The organism is Xanthomonas bromi, from assembly GCF_900092025.1.
Taxonomy (GTDB): domain Bacteria; phylum Pseudomonadota; class Gammaproteobacteria; order Xanthomonadales; family Xanthomonadaceae; genus Xanthomonas; species Xanthomonas bromi.
On sequence record NZ_FLTX01000035.1, the window covers coordinates 84259 to 104938 of the forward strand.

General features: G+C 64.8%; 16 protein-coding genes and 4 pseudogenes. 12 read left to right on the forward strand and 8 right to left on the reverse strand.

What is annotated here, in order from left to right; genetic code table 11:
* Positions 1–29 precede the first annotated feature (29 nt).
* Both XBLMG947_RS11100 and XBLMG947_RS11105 read right to left on the reverse strand, forming a co-directional pair.
* The gene (locus tag XBLMG947_RS11100; protein WP_065468633.1) at positions 30–263 is read right to left on the reverse strand and encodes a DUF1653 domain-containing protein; all 234 of its coding nucleotides are present in this window, start codon (positions 261–263) and stop codon (positions 30–32) included.
* Between the two features lie 124 nt (positions 264–387).
* Entirely contained in the window at positions 388–579 is a 192-nt protein-coding gene (locus tag XBLMG947_RS11105) for a hypothetical protein (RefSeq protein WP_065468636.1), read from the reverse strand.
* A 176-nt stretch (positions 580–755) separates the two neighbouring features.
* Between XBLMG947_RS11105 and XBLMG947_RS11110 the strand changes: the two genes are divergently transcribed.
* The gene (locus tag XBLMG947_RS11110) at positions 756–1001 is read left to right on the forward strand and encodes a hypothetical protein (RefSeq protein ID WP_065468664.1); all 246 of its coding nucleotides are present in this window, start codon (positions 756–758) and stop codon (positions 999–1001) included.
* Here XBLMG947_RS11110 and XBLMG947_RS11115 read toward each other — a convergent pair.
* From XBLMG947_RS11115 to XBLMG947_RS22630, 3 genes are all read right to left on the reverse strand, one after another.
* Complete coding sequence (locus XBLMG947_RS11115; RefSeq protein WP_065468638.1) at positions 954–2432, reverse strand: SulP family inorganic anion transporter; 1479 nt, start codon at positions 2430–2432, stop codon at positions 954–956. The two genes, XBLMG947_RS11110 and XBLMG947_RS11115, sit on opposite strands and share 48 nt — an antisense overlap.
* 418 nt (positions 2433–2850) lie before the next feature.
* On the reverse strand, positions 2851–4608 hold the full coding sequence (locus XBLMG947_RS11120; RefSeq protein ID WP_065468640.1) for a chloride channel protein: 1758 nt from the start codon (positions 4606–4608) through the stop codon (positions 2851–2853).
* A 311-nt stretch (positions 4609–4919) separates the two neighbouring features.
* Positions 4920–5360, reverse strand: coding sequence for a hypothetical protein (locus XBLMG947_RS22630; protein ID WP_139074386.1), 441 nt, complete (start codon positions 5358–5360; stop codon positions 4920–4922).
* A gap of 51 nt (positions 5361–5411) precedes the next feature.
* On the opposite strand from XBLMG947_RS22630, the pseudogene XBLMG947_RS11125 reads away from it, so the two are divergent.
* Positions 5412–5807, forward strand: a pseudogene (locus tag XBLMG947_RS11125) (hypothetical protein); the annotation flags it as partial.
* Positions 5808–6190: 383 nt separating this feature from the next.
* On the opposite strand, the pseudogene XBLMG947_RS21540 reads toward XBLMG947_RS11125, so the two are convergent.
* A pseudogene (locus tag XBLMG947_RS21540) lies at positions 6191–7113 on the reverse strand (IS3 family transposase).
* Positions 7114–7615: 502 nt separating this feature from the next.
* On the opposite strand from XBLMG947_RS21540, the gene XBLMG947_RS11140 reads away from it, so the two are divergent.
* The 10 genes from XBLMG947_RS11140 to fni all read left to right on the forward strand — a co-directional run bounded on the left by XBLMG947_RS11140 (position 7616) and on the right by fni (position 18504).
* A complete protein-coding gene (locus tag XBLMG947_RS11140) occupies positions 7616–8779 on the forward strand; it encodes a cytochrome P450 family protein (protein WP_245228159.1) in 1164 nt (387 codons plus the stop codon).
* 12 nt (positions 8780–8791) lie between these two features.
* The gene (locus XBLMG947_RS11145; protein WP_065468668.1) at positions 8792–9994 is read left to right on the forward strand and encodes a cytochrome P450; all 1203 of its coding nucleotides are present in this window, start codon (positions 8792–8794) and stop codon (positions 9992–9994) included.
* 91 nt (positions 9995–10085) lie between these two features.
* Positions 10086–11381 (forward strand): cytochrome P450, encoded by a 1296-nt coding sequence (locus XBLMG947_RS11150; RefSeq protein WP_065468644.1) that lies wholly within the window; start codon positions 10086–10088, stop codon positions 11379–11381.
* Between the two features lies 1 nt (position 11382).
* Positions 11383–11670 (forward strand): ferredoxin, encoded by a 288-nt coding sequence (locus tag XBLMG947_RS11155; RefSeq protein ID WP_065468646.1) that lies wholly within the window; start codon positions 11383–11385, stop codon positions 11668–11670.
* Positions 11657–12502: a glucose 1-dehydrogenase gene (locus XBLMG947_RS11160; protein WP_065468648.1), complete on the forward strand. Its 846-nt coding sequence runs from the start codon at positions 11657–11659 to the stop codon at positions 12500–12502. Before XBLMG947_RS11155 ends, XBLMG947_RS11160 begins: the two co-directional genes overlap by 14 nt.
* Complete coding sequence (locus XBLMG947_RS11165; RefSeq protein ID WP_065468650.1) at positions 12502–13845, forward strand: cytochrome P450; 1344 nt, start codon at positions 12502–12504, stop codon at positions 13843–13845. Before XBLMG947_RS11160 ends, XBLMG947_RS11165 begins: the two co-directional genes overlap by 1 nt.
* Positions 13846–14035: 190 nt before the next feature.
* On the forward strand, positions 14036–14950 hold the full coding sequence (locus XBLMG947_RS11170) for a polyprenyl synthetase family protein (RefSeq protein WP_209437478.1): 915 nt from the start codon (positions 14036–14038) through the stop codon (positions 14948–14950).
* On the forward strand, positions 14947–16503 hold the full coding sequence (locus XBLMG947_RS11175) for a hypothetical protein (protein ID WP_065468652.1): 1557 nt from the start codon (positions 14947–14949) through the stop codon (positions 16501–16503). Before XBLMG947_RS11170 ends, XBLMG947_RS11175 begins: the two co-directional genes overlap by 4 nt.
* Positions 16437–17402 (forward strand): terpene synthase family protein, encoded by a 966-nt coding sequence (locus tag XBLMG947_RS11180; RefSeq protein ID WP_245228160.1) that lies wholly within the window; start codon positions 16437–16439, stop codon positions 17400–17402. The genes XBLMG947_RS11175 and XBLMG947_RS11180 overlap by 67 nt, the downstream gene beginning before the upstream one ends.
* Positions 17389–18504: a type 2 isopentenyl-diphosphate Delta-isomerase gene (fni, locus tag XBLMG947_RS11185; RefSeq protein ID WP_209437479.1), complete on the forward strand. Its 1116-nt coding sequence runs from the start codon at positions 17389–17391 to the stop codon at positions 18502–18504. Before XBLMG947_RS11180 ends, fni begins: the two co-directional genes overlap by 14 nt.
* Before the next feature lie 153 nt (positions 18505–18657).
* On the opposite strand, the pseudogene XBLMG947_RS23630 reads toward fni, so the two are convergent.
* Together XBLMG947_RS23630 and XBLMG947_RS11195 are read right to left on the reverse strand one after the other, a co-directional pair.
* Positions 18658–19333 (reverse strand): annotated as a pseudogene (locus XBLMG947_RS23630) (DNA-binding protein); the annotation flags it as partial.
* A gap of 379 nt (positions 19334–19712) precedes the next feature.
* Positions 19713–20608: pseudogene (locus XBLMG947_RS11195) on the reverse strand (IS5 family transposase).
* Between the last annotated feature and the right edge of the window lie 72 nt (positions 20609–20680).

The window sequence follows — 20680 nt, forward strand, 5'->3', positions numbered from 1 at the left end:
CGCGTGGCCACGGACATTCCAAGCGGCACTTATTCCAGCGGCTCGAACCGCAGACGTGCGACCCCTTCCACCTCGACCCGCTCGACGAACATCGCATACGGGCGTACCCACAGACCGATGTCACTGTCCAACGGGCGGTAGAGCACCAGCGGTGCCAGCGTTTCGCTACACCGCACGACACCGAGCACTTCATAACGGCCGCCTTTGAAATGGCGGTACTGGCCCAGCGCGATGCTGGGCAATGGTGGCAACGAGGTATCCATGAACGTCACAGGATGGGCAATCCGCAAGTCTAGGCAGGCTGGACCGCCGCAGCCAGCACATTCCGTGCAACCGGCGGCATGCGCGTCTCAGCAATACACGGCCACGCGCAACGCTGCGATGCGCTTACTGGTCGTCGTCTTCGTCGCCCAGATCATCGTCGTCCTTCATCGGGTCTTCGATGCCATCATCGTCATCGATCTCGCTGTCCTGCGCAGGGCCTTCCTGGATCGGCGCAGTGCCCCTGCCTGGCGCCTTGACGCCATTGGGCGGGGTCGGATCGTCCACGCCGCGATTGCCGTTTTCGTCGTTGCCCATGGTCAACTCCAGTGGTGAAAGACCGCGATACCACCCTCCTCCCGCCGATGTGACGCGCACGTGTCCTGCCCGAGCGCCGCGCAATCCAAACGGTCACGCAAGCGACGAGCGAGCGCGACTGCATCCGGCCGGCAGCTGTGGCCGTAACTAATGCCACCCCCCACGGAGTGACCAGCATGCCGAGCTTGATCCGCGACCTGGAAGACCTGCTCGCCGCCTGGAAGGCCGAAGCCAGGACCTTCGATGCCTGCGACATGCCGGCCTCCGCGCTGGCCTTCCGCGACTGCCATCGCCGCGTGTCCGCGTTGCTGGACGAACATGCACGCCACACGACGGTGCCGACGGCCGAGCTGGTTGCGCACGAGCAGCAGAACTCAGTGACCCAGCTGCAGGCGCGCCCCATCGCGCCGATGGGTTCCTAGGGTTTCGATCAGCGTGTCGCTGGCCTGATTCACGCCGATCACCTCGACCTCGGCGCCATGCGCGCGCAGCTTGAGCACCACCCGATCCAGCGCCGCCACCGCACTGATGTCCCAGAAGTGCGCGTGGCTCAGATCGATCAGCACCGCCGGCGGCGTACCCAGGAAATCGAAGCTGGACACGAACTGCCCGGCCGATGCGAAGAACACCTGGCCGCGTACCGCATACACGCGCACACCGTCCTCACGCTCGCTGGCCTGCACCTGCAACATGCGCCCGACCTTGCGCGCGAAGAACAGCGCCGACAGCAGCACCCCGGCCAGCACGCCGCGGGCCAGATCGTGCGTCCACACCGTGACCGCGACGGTGCCGAGCATCACCACCGACGAACTCCCGGGATGCGTGCGCAGATCGCGTAGAGAGCCCCAGCTGAAGGTACCGATGCTGACCATGATCATCACCGCCACCAGGGCCGCCATCGGAATCTGACGCACCCAGTGCGCGCCATACACCACCATCAGCAGCAAGACCACGCCGGCCACCAGGCACGACAAGCGCCCGCGTCCGCCCGAGCGCACGTTGATCACCGATTGCCCGATCATCGCGCAGCCGGCCATGCCACCGAAGCAACCGGCCAGCATGTTCGCCACCCCCTGGCCTGCACACTCGCGGTTGCGCTGTGACGGGGTATCGGTCAGGTCTTCGACAATCTGCGCCGTCATCAACGACTCCAGCAAGCCCACCACCGCCAGCGTCGTCGACACCGGCAGCAGGATGCGCAGGCTGTCCCACGTCAGCGGCACATCCGGCAGCAGGAAGACCGGCAGGCTGTCGGGCAGACGGCCCATATCGCCCACGCTGCGGATCTCGATGTGCCAGTACGCGCACACCGCCGTCAGCACCACGATGGCGACCAGCGGCGAAGGAATCGCCGTGGTGAAGCGCGGCAGCAGATAGATGATCGCCAGGCCCGCTGCACACACTGCGTAGACCGGCCACGGCATGCCAACCAATTCCGGCAACTGCGCCAGGAAGATCAGGATCGCCAACGCATTGACGAAACCGGTGATCACCGAGCGCGAAACGAAGCGCATCAGTGCGCCCAGGCGAAATACCGCGGCGATCAGCTGCAGCACGCCGGCCAGCACGGTGGCCGCCAGCAGATACTGCAGTCCATGGTCCTTGACCAGATCCACCATCAACAACGCCATTGCACCGGTGGCGGCAGAAATCATGCCGGGCCGACCACCGGCGATGGAGGTCACCACCGCGATGCAGAACGCCGCGTACAGCCCGACCTTGGGGTCGACGCCGGCAATGATCGAAAACGCGATGGCTTCGGGAATCAGCGCAAGCGCGACCACGATGCCGGCGAGCACATCGCCACGCACGTTGCCGAGCCATTGCTGGCGCAACGAGAACACTCTGGACATTGAAACAACTCCGCGCACCGGCAAACACACGGCGCGATTACATGAACGTCGAATACCTGGACCTTCGCAGAAACTGCGAGCGCGTGATGCGTCAGGTCAGGGTGGCGTCATGTGTCGGAGGAGAGCGCTTTGGACGAATGTCGATGCTAACGCGCCGATGCACGTGTGCACAACCCGATGACACGACACTGCTGCGCACACGCGTCGAGCAGTCGAAGATGAGCACCGCCACCTGCGCGTGAGCGTCGCCAACGCGCAGGCCGCTAGAGATGCGTGCCGCCAGCGCATGGTGTTGCTGCGATGGGCAAGCCCCATGCATCGCGCGCGCATGGCGTTGCGGGAGACACCGGCGACACTCGGTGGCCGTGCCGAACCACCACGCGCCCTGCCGCTTCAGCCGCTACCGCCAGCACGCGGCTCAGTCATCGCCGACCACACGTTCGCCCATCAGTTCGCGCTCGCGCCTTTCCAGCTCTTCGGCATAGCGCTTGCGCACAAAGCCCTCCGACAGCACGCCCAGCACCTTGCGGTCGTTGTCGATCACCGCCAGCTCATCGGCCTGGGTCGCATCGAAGACTTTCATGATCGCCACGATGTCGGTGTTGGCCAGCAACGCCGCATCGCGGTGCTTGGCATAGTCGCCCACCGGCGCGTCCAGCTGCACGTTGTCGGCATACAGCACGGCCAATGGCACCACGCCGGCATAGTGCCCGGCTGCATCTTCCAGGACCACGCGCTGCGTGGAACCCAACGGGAAACGCCTGCGGAATTCGCCCACACTGATGTCGTGCGCCGTGTGGTTGGCATCCTTGCGCATCATCTTGCCGGCCGACAGATTGCGCACCCAACCCACATCGCGCGCACTGCGGATGTTTTCGCCGCGCAGGTGCAGCCGCCAGGTGGAGAACGAATAACCGAACACCTGCCGCACCACGGTATTGGCCACCAGCACCGCCACCATCACCGCGCTGGCCAGCACGAAATCGTGCGTGCCTTCCAGGATCAACATGGCCATCGTCATCGGCGCACCGACAATGGCCGCCGCCAGCGCCGCCATGCCCACCAGCGAGGCACTGGTGGCGTCCACCACCGACGCGCCCAGCAACAGGTTCAGGCCCACCGCGAACAGGCTGCCCACCAGCGAGCCCATGAACAACGAGGCGAAGAACAGGCCGCCGCGGAAGCCGAAGCCCAGTGAAATCCCCGACGCAATGCACTTGAGCACCAACAGGATCGCGAGCATCTGCAAGGTGCTGCTGCTGGTCAGATCCAGATGCAACGCGCCATGCCCTGACGACAGCACCTGCGGCGAATACATCGCCAGCGGAATCAGCACCAGCCCACCGATGACCGGGCGCCCCCACACCGGCAGATTGATGCGTCCCACGCCACGCTCGATCCCGGCGACCAGGCGCATCACCGCAATGCCGATCAGCGCGCACAGCAAGCCCAGCGCGATGTAGACCGCATAGTCGCGCGGCTGCAATTGGTAGGCCACTGCAGCGGGCAACGAATACGGCGCAGCGCCCAGGGCGTTGGCCATGAAGGCGCCGGCCAATGCGGCAGCGGCCACCGGCGCCAACGCCGATGGCGTATAGGCGCCGATGACGATCTCGAACGCATAGAACGCACCGGCCAGCGGCGCACCGAAGGCACCGGCAATCGCACCGGCCGCGCCGGCGCCCACCAGCGTTCGCATGTCCGCACGCCGCACGCGCAAGATGCGCCCCAGCTGCGAGCCGGCGCCCGACCCCATCTGCGTATAGGTCGCCTCCAGCCCCACCGACGCACCGAAGCCGTTGGACAACAAGGTCTGCACCGCAACGATCAGATTGTCGCGCATCGACATGCGCCCGCCATGCAAGGCATTGGCTTCCACCGCATCCACCAGTGCGCGCTTGCGCCGCCGCGCCATCAGCGTCACCAGGCCAACCAGTAAGCCGCCCAGCGGCAACACCAGCAACTGCGTGGCCGTCATCGATGCGGCCGTGCTGAGCCGCTGCTCGGGCGCGAGCGCGTACAGCCAGCTCTGCAGGCTGTGCGCGATACCTGCCTGCAGCACCATCAACCCGGCCGCGATCAGCCCCACCAGCGCAGCCAGGGCGATGAACCATAGATCGTTGGCGCGCAGCTGCCTGCGCAAGCCGTCCAGTGGCCGGCGGAGTTGCGCAGCCATCGCGTGCACTGCCGGCAAGGTTTGGGAAAGTCGCTGCATGGGACCAGTGATTGCGGGATCAGCACACCGGCAGAGCCGGTATCCGCTGCGCCGCCTAGTGTGCATGAGCGCCGCTGACCTGAGGCAATCTGGCGCGGCAATGAACGGGTTGCCGCGCTGCATGCGTGATTGAACGTCCGCGTATTCAGGCGCCAGGATCGGTCCCGGAGGCCTCTAACTATGGCTGGATCAACGTTACGGGGGGCTGACAAATCCCTGACGACCCTCAGGATATCCACCCCGATCATTTCGATCGGGCGCATTGCTGTTCATCATCCAGGCGGCACGACAGGAGGCCGGGGCAGCGAGTCCAATTGGTTGACTGCCGCCAGAACTGATTCCACTGCGTCTTGGTGCGCGTGCGATCGAGGATTCATTCCGTAAGTCTCTTGAATCATCCGAGATGCGATATCCCTCTGTTGGCTTTCAGGAACATGGGCCAGTGCGTTGCGTACCTCAGCGGCAAACCTGGATGAGATCACTTGTGGTTCTGCATATTTTTCCCATGCTGTAGGTTTTTTTTGATGATATCTAAGTACTTTGGCAGTATGTTGATCTTCGTCCGGATGTATTAATGGAATTAACCCTTCAAGACGGTTTTTCAGAGCTTCGGCGCTGCTTTTTTCCATCGACCAACGACCTTCCTGGGCTGGCTCTCCGTTCCATGCGCTGTCTTTCAATCGAACAGCCGGACCGTTGGCCCAGGCATCCATGACTACAGTTGACCTCGGGTCGCGCCTTCCGCGCCTCAGTTCGTTCCAGATATGCCCCGCTTTGACTGGGATCTCATTTCCGTCGCGGGTTATCTCTTTCATCGGTACGGCAGCATCAGCAGTCACACTCCTCTCGTTGACCGCCATATGGGGAGCATGGAGGATGGCGCAAAGGGGAGCGGACTGATCGCAGACCGCTGCTCCCATGACGACGCCCATAGCAAGCTTGCCATGGGCGTCCGCTGCCGATTTTGCAACTGATGATCCGATGCCATTATGGCCTTTGGAGGGAACGTCGTCCGCTTTAACGTTTCCTCGGCCATGCTTGAGGATCAGGCGGACGTCGTTAACAGTTTGCCCGGCTGTCGCGAGTCTTGTCGGGCTGGTGACTTCGTCGCCAACAACATATGCTCCCATGTGATAAGCCGCCTGCTGGATCTGATGCTGCTCCAGAGATTCATCTCCGCACCTTCGCAACCGGTCGGGACGCGTCCCCAGGGAGACCCTCAGCGCTGATAGCTCCGGCGATTGCGGCGACATGACGCTTTCAAAGCTGGAAACAGTGGAGGCTTGCGGCGACTCTTGCCCGTCATATGCGGCTTGTTCAGTTGATCCGGCCACGCTCGGCTTAGAAACGCACAGACCCATTTTGATCTCCAACAGTGACCTGAAGAACAAGTCTGGCGAGGAACTCTCTGGATGTCGTTGGTTCACCGAAGTCATGTTTGGGAACACGAAGGATTTGCGCTGGCGCCCCGCTTACAATGCCATCGTCGGCGTGCTCCCCAGCCTGCGGCCCAAGGGGTCAGGTTCTTAGGTATCCCCACGTTTTACAGTACCAGCGTCATCTGGTCCCGCACTGGGTCGTGCAGTGCGCGCAAGCGAGCTAGCCAGCGCGAAACAGGTTCCATTGGCCAGCGCCTGACCAACGCTTCGCGACCGACGCGCAGCGTCGAATAGAGCTTGCGTGTGCTGTTGCGCGGCGATAGCCAGTGCGCGATGCCGGTGGCTTCGCACCCCAGTCCCGCCAGCCAACCGGCAAATGTGGCCAGTGATATGCCCAGGGTGATGAACGTGAAATCGCTTGCCCACACCATGCCCGGCACGGTTACCTCGAACTGCCGATCAAGCAGGTTGGCCGCCGCTGCGCATCCGGCCCCGCCGTGGAAGCGGGGTTTGCGCGCATCGCCCACCTGCGCTCGCACTCCTTCCGAGCGCATCGGCCGATGCACGCGACGTCCACTGCAACGCTCCGCCAGATCGCGCAGATCCTTGGTGATCTTGCGATGCCCATAGACACTGCCGCTGGCCAGCCATTGGCGCTTGATTAAACCCAGCAGGCGTTCGTCTTCCCTGGCGCGCTCACTCTTGGGCGACTTGAGCCAAGCGTCGTAACCGGCCCGGTTCACCCGCAACACCCGGCACATCGCGCACAGCCTACATTCCCCGCGATGGCTCTGCATGAAGGCGTACCTTGTGTTTACCCCTTGGCAACGTACGCGGCGGCCTTTTCTAGAATGTCGCGCTCCTCGGTCACTCGGCGTAACTCGGCCTTCAGGCGCCGAACCTCCGCGCTCTGGTCCACCTCGGCGCGCTGCACGACGCCGGGCTTGCCGAACTTGCGCAGCCAGGCGTACAGGCCGTGCGTGGTAACACCCAGGCGCTCGGCGACTTCTGCCACTTTAAACCCGCGATCGGTCACTTGGCCGACCGCCTCGACCTTGAACTCATCTGTATACCGCTTACTGCTCATGGACACCTCCGAATTCGCCATTTTCCATGGCCTTGAGATGTCTAGGAAAGCCTGGGCGTCTCAAACCCGAAAAGACCATCGCAGCCGGTGCAATGCCGGCAGGTAGGTGATCAGCTGTTTGGCGGAGGCTAGGGAATCCTCCGCGTCAATGCTTCGTCGCCCTAGCCAGTATTTCGGTGAGGCGAAGCAAATCGGAACGCTCCCCTCCAAACTTGCTCCTACAGTCACCGCAGAAGATCAACATGGAACTATGCAGTTCAAAGCTGAGTCCGGCTGGGTCATCTGAGCATTATCCAAGCCATGCCACAGAGCAGGCCGTGCCATCCGAGTCGTCGTCTCCATCGCCTAGGGACTCGCCCTCTTCTTCGACCAGTGCACTGCGCGAGGCTTTGCCTTAATCCTGAGATTGTGCTGCCGCCATTCAAGGAATTTTGGCATGTGCCCAGAAAACAATCATTGCGACGTAATCGATGTTTCGGTCGCTCCCACGCAACTGGATTCTTTGTCCTCCGCGATTCTGCAGCGGCCGGGAATGGCGCGGGTAGCGCTTCCCGGCAATGTCGTGACCTGGGCTGCAGGCCATCACGACACGCTCGGACGGCTACTCGCCGACCAGCGCTTCAACCGGGATTGGCGGCAATGGCGGGCGCTGCAGGACGGAGAGATTCCTGAGCATCATCCGCTGATCGGGATGTGCAAGCTGGACAACATGGTCACCGCGCATGGTGCCGACCACCAGCGCCTGCGCGGTCTGCTCGCGAGGAGTTTCGCACCTAGCCGCATCGCCTTGCTGGCGCCGCGCATCGAACACTGCGTCGATAGGCTGCTGGCAGGGATGGCGCGGCATGGCAGCGCCGAGTTGATGCGTGAATTCGCCATTGCGCTTCCCACCAGCGTGATTGCCGACCTGTTCGGTCTACCGGACGACCAGCGCGATGAGATCGTCGCACTCACCAATAGCCTGGCCAACACCTCAGCCACCGCGGAGGAGGTTCAACAGACGCGCCAGCGCATTCCGGAGTTCTTCCATCGGTTGATCGTGCGCAAGCGGCGCGAGCCAGGCGACGATCTGGCCTCGGCGCTGATCGCCGGGCGCGATAACGGCGAACTGGTCTCCGATACCGAACTCATCGACATGCTGTTCATGGTGCTCTCCGCGGGTTTCGTGACTACCACCGGCGTCATCGGCAATGGCGTGCTGGCCTTGCTGACCCATCCGCAGCAATTGCACTTGGTGCGCAGCGGCCAGGTGCCGTGGTCGCAGGCCATCGAGGAGATATTGCGCTGGTGCAGCAGCGTGGCGAATCTTCCGTTTCGTTATGCCACTCAGGACATGGAGATTGCAGGCTGCCCCGTGCGCCGCGGCGATGCCGTGCTGATGGCGTTCCATGCGGCCAATCGCGACGAGCAGGCCTTCGGTCCAGGCGCCGACAGGTTCGATGTCACTCGCCGCCATAACCCCCATCTGTCGTTCGGTCAGGGCCCGCACTTCTGCCTGGGCGCTGCGCTGGCACGCCTGGAACTGCGCTGCGCCTTTCCTGCGCTGTTTGAACGGTTGGATGATTTGGCGCTGGCCATCGCCGCCGAAGACGTGACCTACATGCCGTCCTACGTCATTCGCTGCCCGCAACGCCTGCCGGTCACCTTTCGCCCTTCCATCGACTAGAGAATGAGCGCCATGTCAGACCATTCGTTGCCGACGCTACCGATGTGGCGCGTCGATCACATCGAACCTTCGCCCGACATGCTGGCGTTGCTCGCCAACGGCACGATCCATCGCGTGCGTTTCCCGTCCGGACACGAAGGCTGGTGGGTCACCGGCTACGATGAAGCCAAGGCAGTGCTGTCCGATGCGGCGTTTCGGCCCGCCGGCATGCCGCCGGCGGAGTTCACGCCGGACTCGGTGATTCTTGGGTCGCCTGGCTGGCTGGTTTCCCACGAGGGGATCGAGCATGCCCGGTTGCGCACGATCGTGGCGCCGGCCTTCAGCAATCGCCGGGTGAAGCTGCTCGCGCAACAGGTCGAGACGATCGCCGCGCAGTTGTTCGAGACGCTCGCGGCTCAGGCGCAGCCTGCCGACCTTCGGCGGCATCTTTCGTTTCCGCTTCCGGCGATGGTCATCAGCGCACTGATGGGTGTGCCCTACGAAGACCACGCCTTCTTCGCCGGGCTGTCCGATGAAGTGATGACGCATCAGCATGAGAACGGTCCACGCAGTGCGTCGCGGCTGGCCTGGGAAGAACTGCGCGCCTACATCCGCGGCAAGATGCGCGGCAAGCGCGAGACACCGGGCGACGATCTGCTGACCGATCTGCTCGCGGCGGTCGATCAGGGCAAGGCCAGCGAGGAAGAGGCGATCGGTCTGGCGGCTGGCATGCTGGTGGCGGGGCACGAGAGCACCGTTGCACAGATCGAGTTCGGCCTGCTGGCGCTGTTGCGCCATCCGCGACAGCGCCAGCGCCTGGTTGCCGATCCGTCGCTGGTGGACAGTGCCGTCGAGGAAATCCTGCGCATGTATCCGCCGGGCGCGGGCTGGGACGGCATCATGCGTTACCCACGGGTCGACGTGTGCATCGCCGGCGTGGACATCCCTGCCGAAAGCAAGGTGTTGGTGGGCCTGCCGGCGACCTCGTTCGACCCGCGCCATTTCGACGACCCCGAGGTCTTCGACATCGGCCGCGATGCCAAGCCGCACCTGGCGTTTTCCTATGGTCCGCACTACTGCATCGGCGTAGCGCTGGCCCGGCTGGAACTGAAGCTGGTGTTCGGTTCGATCTTCCAGCGCTTTCCCGCACTGCGCCTGGCGGTGGCGCCGGAAGATCTGACGCTCCGCAAGGAAATCATCACCGGCGGGTTCGAGGCGTTTCCGGTGCGCTGGTGACATACGCATGCCGCCCCGGGGTGGCGATCTTCCGCTCAGGCCTGGCGCGTTCGCCATGTCAGGCCTATCCGTCAGCCAACAGGTAACCCAGATGGACGTACACGAAGTACCCACCGCAAACTGCCGCGATGCCTTCGCCGAGCTGGCATCGCCGGCGTGCATCAATGACCCGTACCCGTTCATGCGCTGGCTGCGCGAGCACGATCCGGTGCATCGCGCGGCCTCGGGCCTGTTCCTGCTGAGCCGCCACGCCGATATCTACTGGGCGTTCAAGGCCACCGGCGACGCCTTCCGCGGCCCGGCGCCGGGCGAGTTGGCGCGCTACTTTCCGCGTGCGGCGACCAGCCTGTCGATGCAACTGCTGGCCTCCACGCTGGCGATGAAGGAGCCGCCGACGCATACGCGCCTGCGCCGGCTGATCTCGCGCGATTTCACCATGCGCCAGATCGACGCGCTGCGGCCGTGCATCGCACGCATCGTCGCCGATCGCCTGGATGCCATGGCGCCCGCGTTGCAACGCGGGGAAATGGTGGATCTGCATCGTGAGTTCGCGCTGGCGCTGCCGATGCTAGTGTTCGCCGAACTGTTCGGCATGCCGCAGGACGACATATTCGGGCTGGCCACCGGCATCGGAACCATTCTGGAAGGCTTGAGCCCGCACGCCAGCGATCCACAACTCGCTGCGGCGGATGCCGCCAGCGCCGGGGTACAGCACTACTTCGGCGACCTGATCGACCGCAAGCGCGCTGCCCCCCGGCAGGACATCGTCTCGATGCTGGTCGGGGCGCACGACGACGATGCCGACGCGCTCTCGGACGCGGAGCTGATCAGCATGCTCTGGGGCATGCTGCTGGGCGGCTTCGCCACCACCGCCGCCACTCTCGACCATGCGGTTCTGACGATGCTGGCGCATCCCGAGCAGTTGCACTGGCTGCAAGGCGACGCCGCTGGCGTGAAGGCCTTCGTCGAGGAAGTGCTGCGCTGCGACGCGCCGGCCATGTTCAGCTCCATTCCCCGCATCGCCCAACGCGATATCGAATTGGGTGGCGTGGTGATTCCGAAGGACTCGGATGTGCGCGTGCTGATCGCAGCGGGTAATCGCGACCCGGACGCCTTTGCCGATCCCGATCGCTTCGATCCGGCGCGCTTCCATGGCACCAGCCCAGGCATGTCGACGGACGGGAAGGTGATGCTGAGTTTCGGCCACGGCATTCATTTCTGCCTGGGCGCGCAACTGGCCCGGGTGCAGTTGGCCGAGAGCCTGCCGCGTATTAACGCGCGCTTTCCAACGCTGGCGTTGGCCGCGCCGCCGACCCGGGAACCATCCGGTTTCCTGCGCACGTTCCGCGCCCTTCCGGTGCGGCTGGAGGAGGTGCACGGTGGCTGAGATGCGTGTCGTGGTCGATCAGGCGCTGTGCGCGACCACCGGTCAGTGCGCGCTGACCTTGCCGGGCGTGTTCCGCCAACGCGAGCCTGACGGCGTCGCCGAGGTATGCGTGGCGGAGGTTCCGCCGTCGCTGCACGCCGCGGCGCGGCTGGCGGCCAGCCAGTGTCCAGTCGCCGCAATCCGGATCATCGAAGCCGCAACAGACGCGACACGCACCAGTGCCTGGCCTGACTCTTCGCAGGCCGAATGCATGCCACGCAGTCCAGGAGGCCACGATGGGACGGTTTGACGGCAAGGTGGCGGTGGTGACCGGCGCTGGTGCCGGCATCGGCAAGGCCTGCGCACAAGCCATCGCGCGCGAGGGCGGCCGTGTGGTGGTGGCCGACATCGATGCGCAGGCGGTCACCGCCTGCGCCGCGCAGATCATGGACGACACGGGGGACGCGCTGGCCGTGGCGACCGATATCGCCGATGCGCAGGCGGTGGCCGCGTTGTTCGAGACCGCGACGCGGCACTTCGGTGGCGTGGACTTGCTGGTCAACAACGCCAGCGCAATGCAGTTGACCCCGCACGACCGCGCGATCCTCGATCTCGATTTGGCGGTCTGGGATCAGACCATGGCGACCAATCTGCGCGGCACGCTCCTGTGCTGCAGGGAGGGCATTGCGCGGATGATCGCCCGCAGCGGCGGCGCGATCGTCAACATGTCCTCGTGCCAGGGGCTCAGCGGCGACACCGCGCAGACCGCCTACGCCGCGTCGAAGGCAGCGATGAACATGCTGTCGGCGTCGCTGGCCACCCAGTACGGGCATGCGCAGATTCGCTGCAATGCGGTCGCGCCCGGACTCATCATGACCGAACGCCTGCTGGCCAAGCTGGATGCGTCAATGCAGGCGCATCTGCGCCGGCACCAGTTGCTGCCGCGCGTCGGTCGCCCCGAGGACGTGGCGGCGCTGGTGACCTTCCTGCTTTCCGACGAGGCTGCGTTCATCACCGGTCAGGTGGTGTGCATCGATGGCGGCATGCTGGCGCACGTGCCGACCTACGCCGACGGCGGCAATAGTCGCACGGCGCGCACCGGCGTCGACGCCATCGGAACCGTTGCCGCGGCGGATCGCTGATGGACGTGCTGCGCAACCCACTGAACCGACGGCCCCGGTCACTGCAGGGCATCCCGGTCATGCCGGGCGCGTTTCCCCTGGTCGGGCATCTTCCTGCCATCGTCTGCGACTTGCCACGGCTTCTGCAGCAGGCCGAACGCACGCTGGGCAGCCACTTTTGGCTTGATTTCGGTCCCGCTGGACAGCTCATGACCTGCGTGGATCCGGACGCGTTCGCGCTGCTCCGGCACAAGGACGTATCTTCCGCGTTGATCGAGGAGATCGCGCCGGAGTTACTGGGGGGGACGCTGGTCGCGCAAGATGGCATCGCGCATCGGCAGGCGCGCGATGCCATCAAGGCGGCATTCCTGCCCAGAGGACTGACCCAAGCCGGCATCGGCGCGCTGTTCGCGCCCGTCATTCAGGCGCGCATCCAGGCGTGGCGCGATCGAGGCGAGGTGTCCATCCTGCGCGAAACTGGCGGCCTGATGCTCACTCTCATCTTCAGCCTGATGGGTATCCCCGCGCAGGATCTGCCAGGGTGGCAGCGCAAGTACCGGCAACTGCTGCAATTGATCGTCGCGCCCCCGCTGGATCTGCCCGGGCTGCCATTGCGCCGCGGCCGCGCTGCCCGCGACTGGATCGACGCCCAGCTGCGCCAGTTCGTCCGCGACGCGCGCGCACATGCCGCGCGCACCGGCTTGATCAACGACATGGTGAATGCTTTCGATGGCAGCGACGAGGCGCTCGCCGACGATGTGCTGGTCGCCAACATTCGATTGCTGCTGCTGGCCGGCCACGACACCACCGCCTCGACGATGGCCTGGATAGTGATCGAGCTGGCACGACAGCCCATGTTATGGGAGGCGCTGGTCGACGAGGCGCTGCGGCTGGGCGCGATGCCTACCGAGCCTGCGGATCTGGCGCAGTGCCCGGTCGCCGAGGCACTGTTCCGCGAGACCCTGCGCGTCCATCCAGCGACTACGTTATTGCCTCGTCGAGCCGTGCAGGATCTGCAACTCGGCGAGCGGCGCATTCCGGCCGGTACCCATCTGTGCATCCCGCTGCTGCATTTTTCAAACTCGCCCTTGCTGCATGAAGCGCCGGAGCAGTTTCGCCTGGCGCGTTGGCTTCAACGCAGCGAGCCGATTCGGCCGGTTGACATGCTGCAGTTCGGTACCGGCCCGCACGTTTGCATCGGCTATCACCTGGTGTGGCTGGAGCTGGTGCAGTTCTGCATCGCCCTGGCATCGACCATGCACAAGGCGGGGCTGCGGCCGCGCTTGTTGAACGATGTCGATAAAGGCCGGCGCTATTACCCGACCGCGCATCCGTCCATGGCCGTCCGCATCGGCTTCGCATGAGCGAGCAGCGTATGCCGGAACTGGCACCGTCACTACCGAGGCGGTGCGACCGTCCTCTCGCAGGAACAACGACATGAACAACATGCAGATCGGATCCACAGCACACGACGACCTGGTAGGTGTTTCCGCGCTCGGCGGATCGGGGCACCAGGCGGATGCCACGTCCAGCCCTCTGCTTCCGGAAGTCTGGATGCAGGCCGGCGCAAAACGGGTCGAACAGGTGCTGGAGCGTCTTCTCCACGCCGAGGAGGGCGGCGCTACCGAGCTGATGGCGGCGATGCGCTACGCCACCTTGCATGGCGGCAAGCGTACCCGCGCTTTGCTTTGCCTGGCGGCCGGCGACCTGGCCGACACACCGGCGCACATGCTCGACGACGTCGGCGCCGCCATCGAGATGATGCACGCCTGCACTCTGGTTCATGACGACTTGCCCGCCATGGACGACGACGTGCTGCGCCGCGGCCTGCCGACCGTGCACGTCAAGTTCGGCGAGGCCACCGCGATCCTGGTCGGCGATGCGCTGCAGGCGCACGCGTTCCTGACTCTGGCTAGCCTGGAAGCACCTGGCGACAACCGTATCGCCTTGGTGCGCGAACTGGCACAGGCGGTATCGGCCGACGGTGCCGCCGGCGGGCAGGCCATGGATCTGGCACTGGTCGGCAAGCACGTCGCGTTGGACACCATCATGACGATGCACCGGATGAAGAGCGGCGCGCTGGTTCGCGCGTCGGTTCGCATGGGCGCGCTGTGCGCCATTGCCGAAGATGCCGAGCACGCCGAGCTGTACGCCGCGCTCGACCGTTACAGCGTCTGTTTCGGCCTGGCATTGCAGGTGGTGGACGACATTCTCGATGCGACGGCGGATGTCGCGACACTGGGCAAGACCCCTGGCAAGGACGCGGCGGCGCACAAACCGACTTGTGCCTCGATCATGGGCCTGCCGGCCGCACGTCAGTTCGCGTTGAACCTGTTGCGCGACGCAGGCGAGGCCATCACCCCGCTGGGGCCGCGTGCGCAGCGGCTGGAGCATATGTTGCGGCGGGCCGGTGCGTATCTATCCCAGGACGTGCCATGCGCGTTGCGGCAGGAGGAGCCGTCCACATGAGCGCGCTGTCCGAACGGATTCTCTCGGAACTGTGCCATCTGCTTGCTAAGACGCGCGACGGTGGCGCCGTTGGCGCGTCGGTTTACGACACGGCGCGCGCGCTAAGGTTCCACGACGATCTCGCTGATCGGCACGATGCTTACGCATGGCTCATCGCACAACAGCAGGTGGATGGCGGGTGGGGAAGTGTGGATTTCCCGCTGTTCCGGCATGCGCCCACATGGGCGGCATGGCTGGCGTTGCAGCGTGCAGGGGCGTTTCCCGGCGCGGCCGAGGCGCTCCAGGCCGCGACGCGCTTTCTGGAGCGACAGCCCGATCCCTATGCGCGCGCCGTACCGGACGATGCACCGATCGGCGCAGAACTGATCCTGCCGCTGCTGTCCAGCGAGGCTGCAGCGTTGTCGAACGGCGCGGCATTTCCGCACCATCCGGCGCTGTGGCCGCTGCGTCAGGCACGCCTTGCCAGGCTGGCGAAAGTGGCGACCTTGCCCAGCGGACATCCGCTGCTGCATTCCTGGGAGGCGTGGGGAATGGCACCGGCCAGCGCATGCCCGGACGAGGATGGCAGCATCGGCATCAGTCCGGCGGCCACCGCCGCCTGGCGTGCGCAGGTGCTACTGCAAGGCGACACGCAGCAGGCCGGGCGTGCCTGCGCTTATCTGCAGGCTGCTGCGCAGGCGACTGGCAGCAGTATCGAGGGCATCGTGCCGAACGTCTGGCCGATCAATGTGTTCGAGCCAGCCTGGTCGCTGTATACGCTGCAGCTGGCCGGGCTGTTCACGCATCCCGCACTCGCCGAGGCCATACGCGCGACCGTCGCACCGCTCGAGACGCGAATGAGCGCGCGGGGATTGGGGCCCGCCTGGCATTTCGCGGCCGACGCGGACGACACCGCCGTCGTCTTGAGCGTTTTGCACCTGGCCGGCCGCGCTCCGGCGGCCGATGCGTTGCGCCAGTTCGAAAGTGGCGCGCTGTTCGTCACCTTTCCCGGCGAACGCAATGCCTCGGTGTCGACCAATATCCATGCGCTGCATGCATTGCGCCTGCTGGGCGAGCCAGCAGGCGCCACCCGCACCTACGTCGAAACGAACCGCAACCCACAGGGTGTCTGGGGCAACGAGAAATGGCATGTGTCGTGGTTGTATCCCACCGCGCACGCAGTCGCTGCGCTGTCGCACGGCTATCCACAATGGCGCGACGAACGCGCGCTGGCGGCGTTGCTGCAGGCCCAGCGCGAGGACGGCGGCTGGGGCGCCGGCTGCGCGCCCACGCTCGAGGAAACCGCCTATGCGCTGTTCGCGCTGCACGCGATGGACAGGAGCGAGGAGCCGGCAGGACGCCGGCGTATCGCGCAGGCGGTGACGCGGGCGCGGGCGTGGATGCTCGCTAGGTATGTGCCGCACGCGCTGCCGCAGACCCCGCTGTGGATCGGCAAGGAACTGTATTGCCCGACCCTGGTTGTGCGTGTGGCCGAACTTGCCGGGCTGTGGTTGGCGTTGCACTGGGAGCAGCGCACCCCGGACGAAGCCACGGATACAGGAGCTGCGCCATGATCGGGAACGAACACACGCTGCATCAGGTGCGGGACTGGGGGCGCTCCCTGACCGGCTTCGCCGACCAGCATGCCGCCGAAGCGGTCAGGGGCGGGAGTTACATCCTTCAGTGCATCCAGCCGGGATTACGCGAGACCAGCGCCCGCACCGGCCGCGATCCGCAGGACGACGTGCTGACCGTGGCGTTCTACTGCGAACTGGCGCTGTTGTTCTGGCTCGATGACTGCAACGACCTGGGCCTGATCGAACCGGCGCAGCTTGACGCGGTTGAACAGGCGCTGGGGCAGGGCGTGCCGTGTGCGCTGCCCGGCTTCGAGGCCTGTGCCGCGCTGCGCGCTTCGCTGGCCGGACTCGCCTACGATCATGGCGACTATGCGCAACTGCTCGACGATACACGGCGCTATTGCGCGGCGCTGCGCGTCGGCCCCGCACAGGCGGCAACGGCGCACGCATGGTCCTATGCCGAGTACCTGCATACAGGCATCGATTCGATCGCCTACGCCAACGTGTTCTGCTGCCTGTCACTGCTGTGGGGCCTGGAGATGGCAGCCCTGCGTGAGCGTCCGGCATTCCGCCAGGCCCTGCGACTGATCGGCGAGATCGGACGCCTGCACAACGACCTGCACGGACGCGACAAAGATCGAGCAGCCGGCGAGACAGCCACTGCATTGATCCTGCTGCAGCAACGCTATCCGGCCATGCCTGTGGTCGACTTCCTGCATGACGAACTGGCCGGCCGCATCCGCATGCTGCAGCGGATACTTGCGGAAGAACGCTTTCCCGCGCCATGGGCCGCTTTGTTCGAAGCCATGGCGGCCATCGGCACGCAGTACTACCAGACATCAATTAACCGCTACCGCAGTGATGCGGTGGAGGGAGGCCCGCATGCGCCAGTCTGAACGCTTACAAGGCGCGGATCCGCGCGCGCTCGGTGCCACGGCGATGCCCGGCACGAGCACAGAATCGAGCAGCGACGACGCGCTGAGCCAGCGCAAGGACGACCATCTGGACATCGTGCTGGCTCAGCACGCTGCGTCTGCCAAGGTCGTGGCCGGCTGGGAACGCATCCGCTTCGAACACTGCGCGTTGCCCGAACTGGACTTGGCGCAGATCGACCTGCGCGCCTCGTTATTGGGCAAGACCCTGCGTGCGCCGCTGCTGATCAGTTCGATGACCGGCGGCATGCCGCGCGCCGAGGCGATCAACCGCCATCTGAGCGAGGCAGCGCAGATCCTGGGCATCGCCATGGGCGTCGGTTCGCAACGTGTGAGTCTGCAATCGCACAATGCCCAGGGACTGACCCGAGCACTTCGCCGCCACGCGCCGGACATCCCCCTGCTGGCGAACATCGGCGCTGCGCAACTATGCGAGGCAGATGGCCTGGATCTGGCCCGCCGGGCAGTGGATGCGCTGGAGGCCGATGGACTCATCATCCATCTCAATCCGCTGCAGGAAGCGGTACAACCTGAGGGCGACCGCGATTGGCGCGGCGTTCTGGCGCAGATCGCCCGCACCGCGCGCAGCATCGGCGTGCCGATCGTGGTCAAGGAAGTGGGATCTGGCCTCTCGGCTGCGGTAGCCTGTGCACTGGTCGAGGCCGGCGTGGCAGTGATCGACGTCGCTGGTGCAGGTGGCACCAGTTGGGCCGCCGTGGAGGGTGAGCGTGCCATGGATCCTGCCGACCGCGCCGTGGCGATGGCGTTTGCCGACTGGGGCATTCCGACCCCGGCCAGCGTGCAGGCAGTCCGCCGTGCGCTGCCGGCGGTGAAGCTGATCGCGTCGGGCGGGATCCGCGATGGCGTCGATGTGGCCAAGGCCATCCGCCTGGGCGCCGACATAGCAGGGAAGGCTGCCGGCGTGTTGCGCGCGGCAACAGTGTCGACCGAGGCGGTCGTCGCGCATTTCGAGGTCGTTATCCGCCAGTTGGCGGTCGCCTGCTTCTGTACCGGCTCGGCCGATCTGGCCGCGCTGCGTCAGGCACGCCTGCTACCGCCGGATTGAGGGTCGGCGGCCCCCCGTCATAGAAGCCCTCCCCGGCTGCGTTGCTGGCCGGTGTGGCTGCCGGCAGCCGTGCAAACAGGTTCTTGGTCGTGAGCGTGGTGAGCTCGACCAGCATTTGATTGCCGAAGTGGACATTGCGCACCTCGTTGCGCAGCGCATCTGCAACGCCTGGTGTTCGGCCGCTATCGCGCGCAATGTATCGAGCTCGCCTTGTTGCGTGTGGACGGTCTTGCGCACCCGCGCCACCTCCCTTTCCAGCCGGGTGTGGCGTTCCAGCCACTGGCCGTTCTCGCGGTTGAACTGCATCAGGTCGTGGTTTTTGGCGGTCAACGCTTCGTTGGCCTGGCGCAGTGCGACCTGCAGTTCCTGCACTGGTGCTCGTGCCGGCGTTGCTCCTGCTCGCGCTGGTCTTTGACCGAGTTGCGGTAGTGCTCAAGGGCCTCCCGGGCGTGCTCGTGCTTCTGCTCCAGTGACCGCGTTGACTTTGGTGCTCCGCCAGGCGCGCCGTGAGTCCTGCGATCCGCTCCTCTAGTTGTGCCAGTTCGGTGGTGGACCTGGCCAAGTCGCTCCTGGCGGCCTCGCCTGCCTCACGTTCTGTTTGTAGTGCCGTCTCGGTGCGCTGAAGCTGCGAACTGAGGTTGCCGGCCTCTTGCCGGGCCCTCTCTAAGGCTTGGGTGCGCTCATGCAGCTCGGCATTGAACCGCTCTTGCGCTTGGGCGATCACCGCCTCGGCCTCGCCGTGCAATCGCTCGGCTAGCCGCGCGACCAAGTCCTGTAGGGCATCGCTGACCGCGAGCTTGACGCCGAAGCCTTGCCCTTCCTGAGGGTCGGCAGCGCTTCGTGTAAAAAACAGCTAAAAGTGAGCTAACTCGCTGTCAGTAGAGAATTTTTCACAAATTCCTGCCTGCTCTCGTGGTCGGCCATCGGAAAGACGATTGTCGTCTGCGTAGCCGCCGGCTCATGCATGTCCTGGCTGCGCCGCCGGCTACAACTGGCGATTGTCGCGACTAGGCCAGATTGCAGAGCTCTCTCACCGCTCCATAAGTTGTCTAGAGGTTCCTTAGTTACTTTTGGCCGCTCTAAGGAAGGTCTGAACGACCCATCACACCTCTAATATTCCAGTTTCTTGCATGTCAATGACTGGAAAAAATGCTGAGTCGGGTGCGATTTTTGCACGTTCTGGCGGTTTTGGCTGCCGCCAGGCAGCATTATCCCCGGGCCGGCAGCAAGTGCCGGCGCACCATCCACAGGTTCGACAGCGCAAACAAGGTCAGCACCTGTGCGGCGTTATTGGCCAGGCCGCGATGTCGCCAAACTTGCGCTTGATCACGCGAAACGGATGCTCCACTTTTGCGCGCACGCTGGCCTTGAAGTGTTCCCAACGCTCTTCCCGAGCACGCTCGCGCTTGTTGCCGATGGACTGAATCGTCGAACGCTTGGCGGCAATGAAAAATGCAGCCTCGCAGCGCTGCAGTTCTTCGCGTTTGTCCGCTCCGGTATAGCCGCTGTCGCCGAACACGCTGTCTTCTTTGCCGTGCAGCAATGCATGCGTCACCGTGACATCGGCCACGTTGGCTGCGGTGCAATGGACGTGGTGCACCAGTCCGGAAAACTCATCCACGCCGATGTGCGCCTTCATCCCGAAATACCACTGGTTGCCCTTCTTGGTCTGATGCCTCTCAGGGTCGCGCGCACGATCTGCATTCTTGGTCGAACTGGGCGCAGCGATCAGCGTCGCATCGACGATCGTGCCCGACCGCAAACTTTGACCCTTGCGCGCCAGATGCGCGTTGACGGCCTTCAGCATCTGCGCGGCAAGGTCATGGGTCTCCAGCAGGCGCCGAACGTTGAGAATCGTGGTCTCGTCCGGCACGTTGTCCAAGCCACCGAGCTGGGCAAAACGCCGCAGGCTCGGGATCTCGTGCAGCGCTTCTTCCATCGCCGGATCGCTCAACGCATACCACTGCTGCAACAGATGAATCCGCAACATCGTCGCCAGCGCGTACGGCTGCCGACCGGGCCGCCCCGATACCGGATAGTGCGGCTCGACCAAGGCAACCAGTGGCTTCCACGGCACGATGCGCTCCATCTCGGAAAGGAATATCTCGCGCCGGCTCTGTCTGGCTCGGCTTCTCGGATGTCACGTGGACCCCTGACGTTCTGAAAAAGAACACCT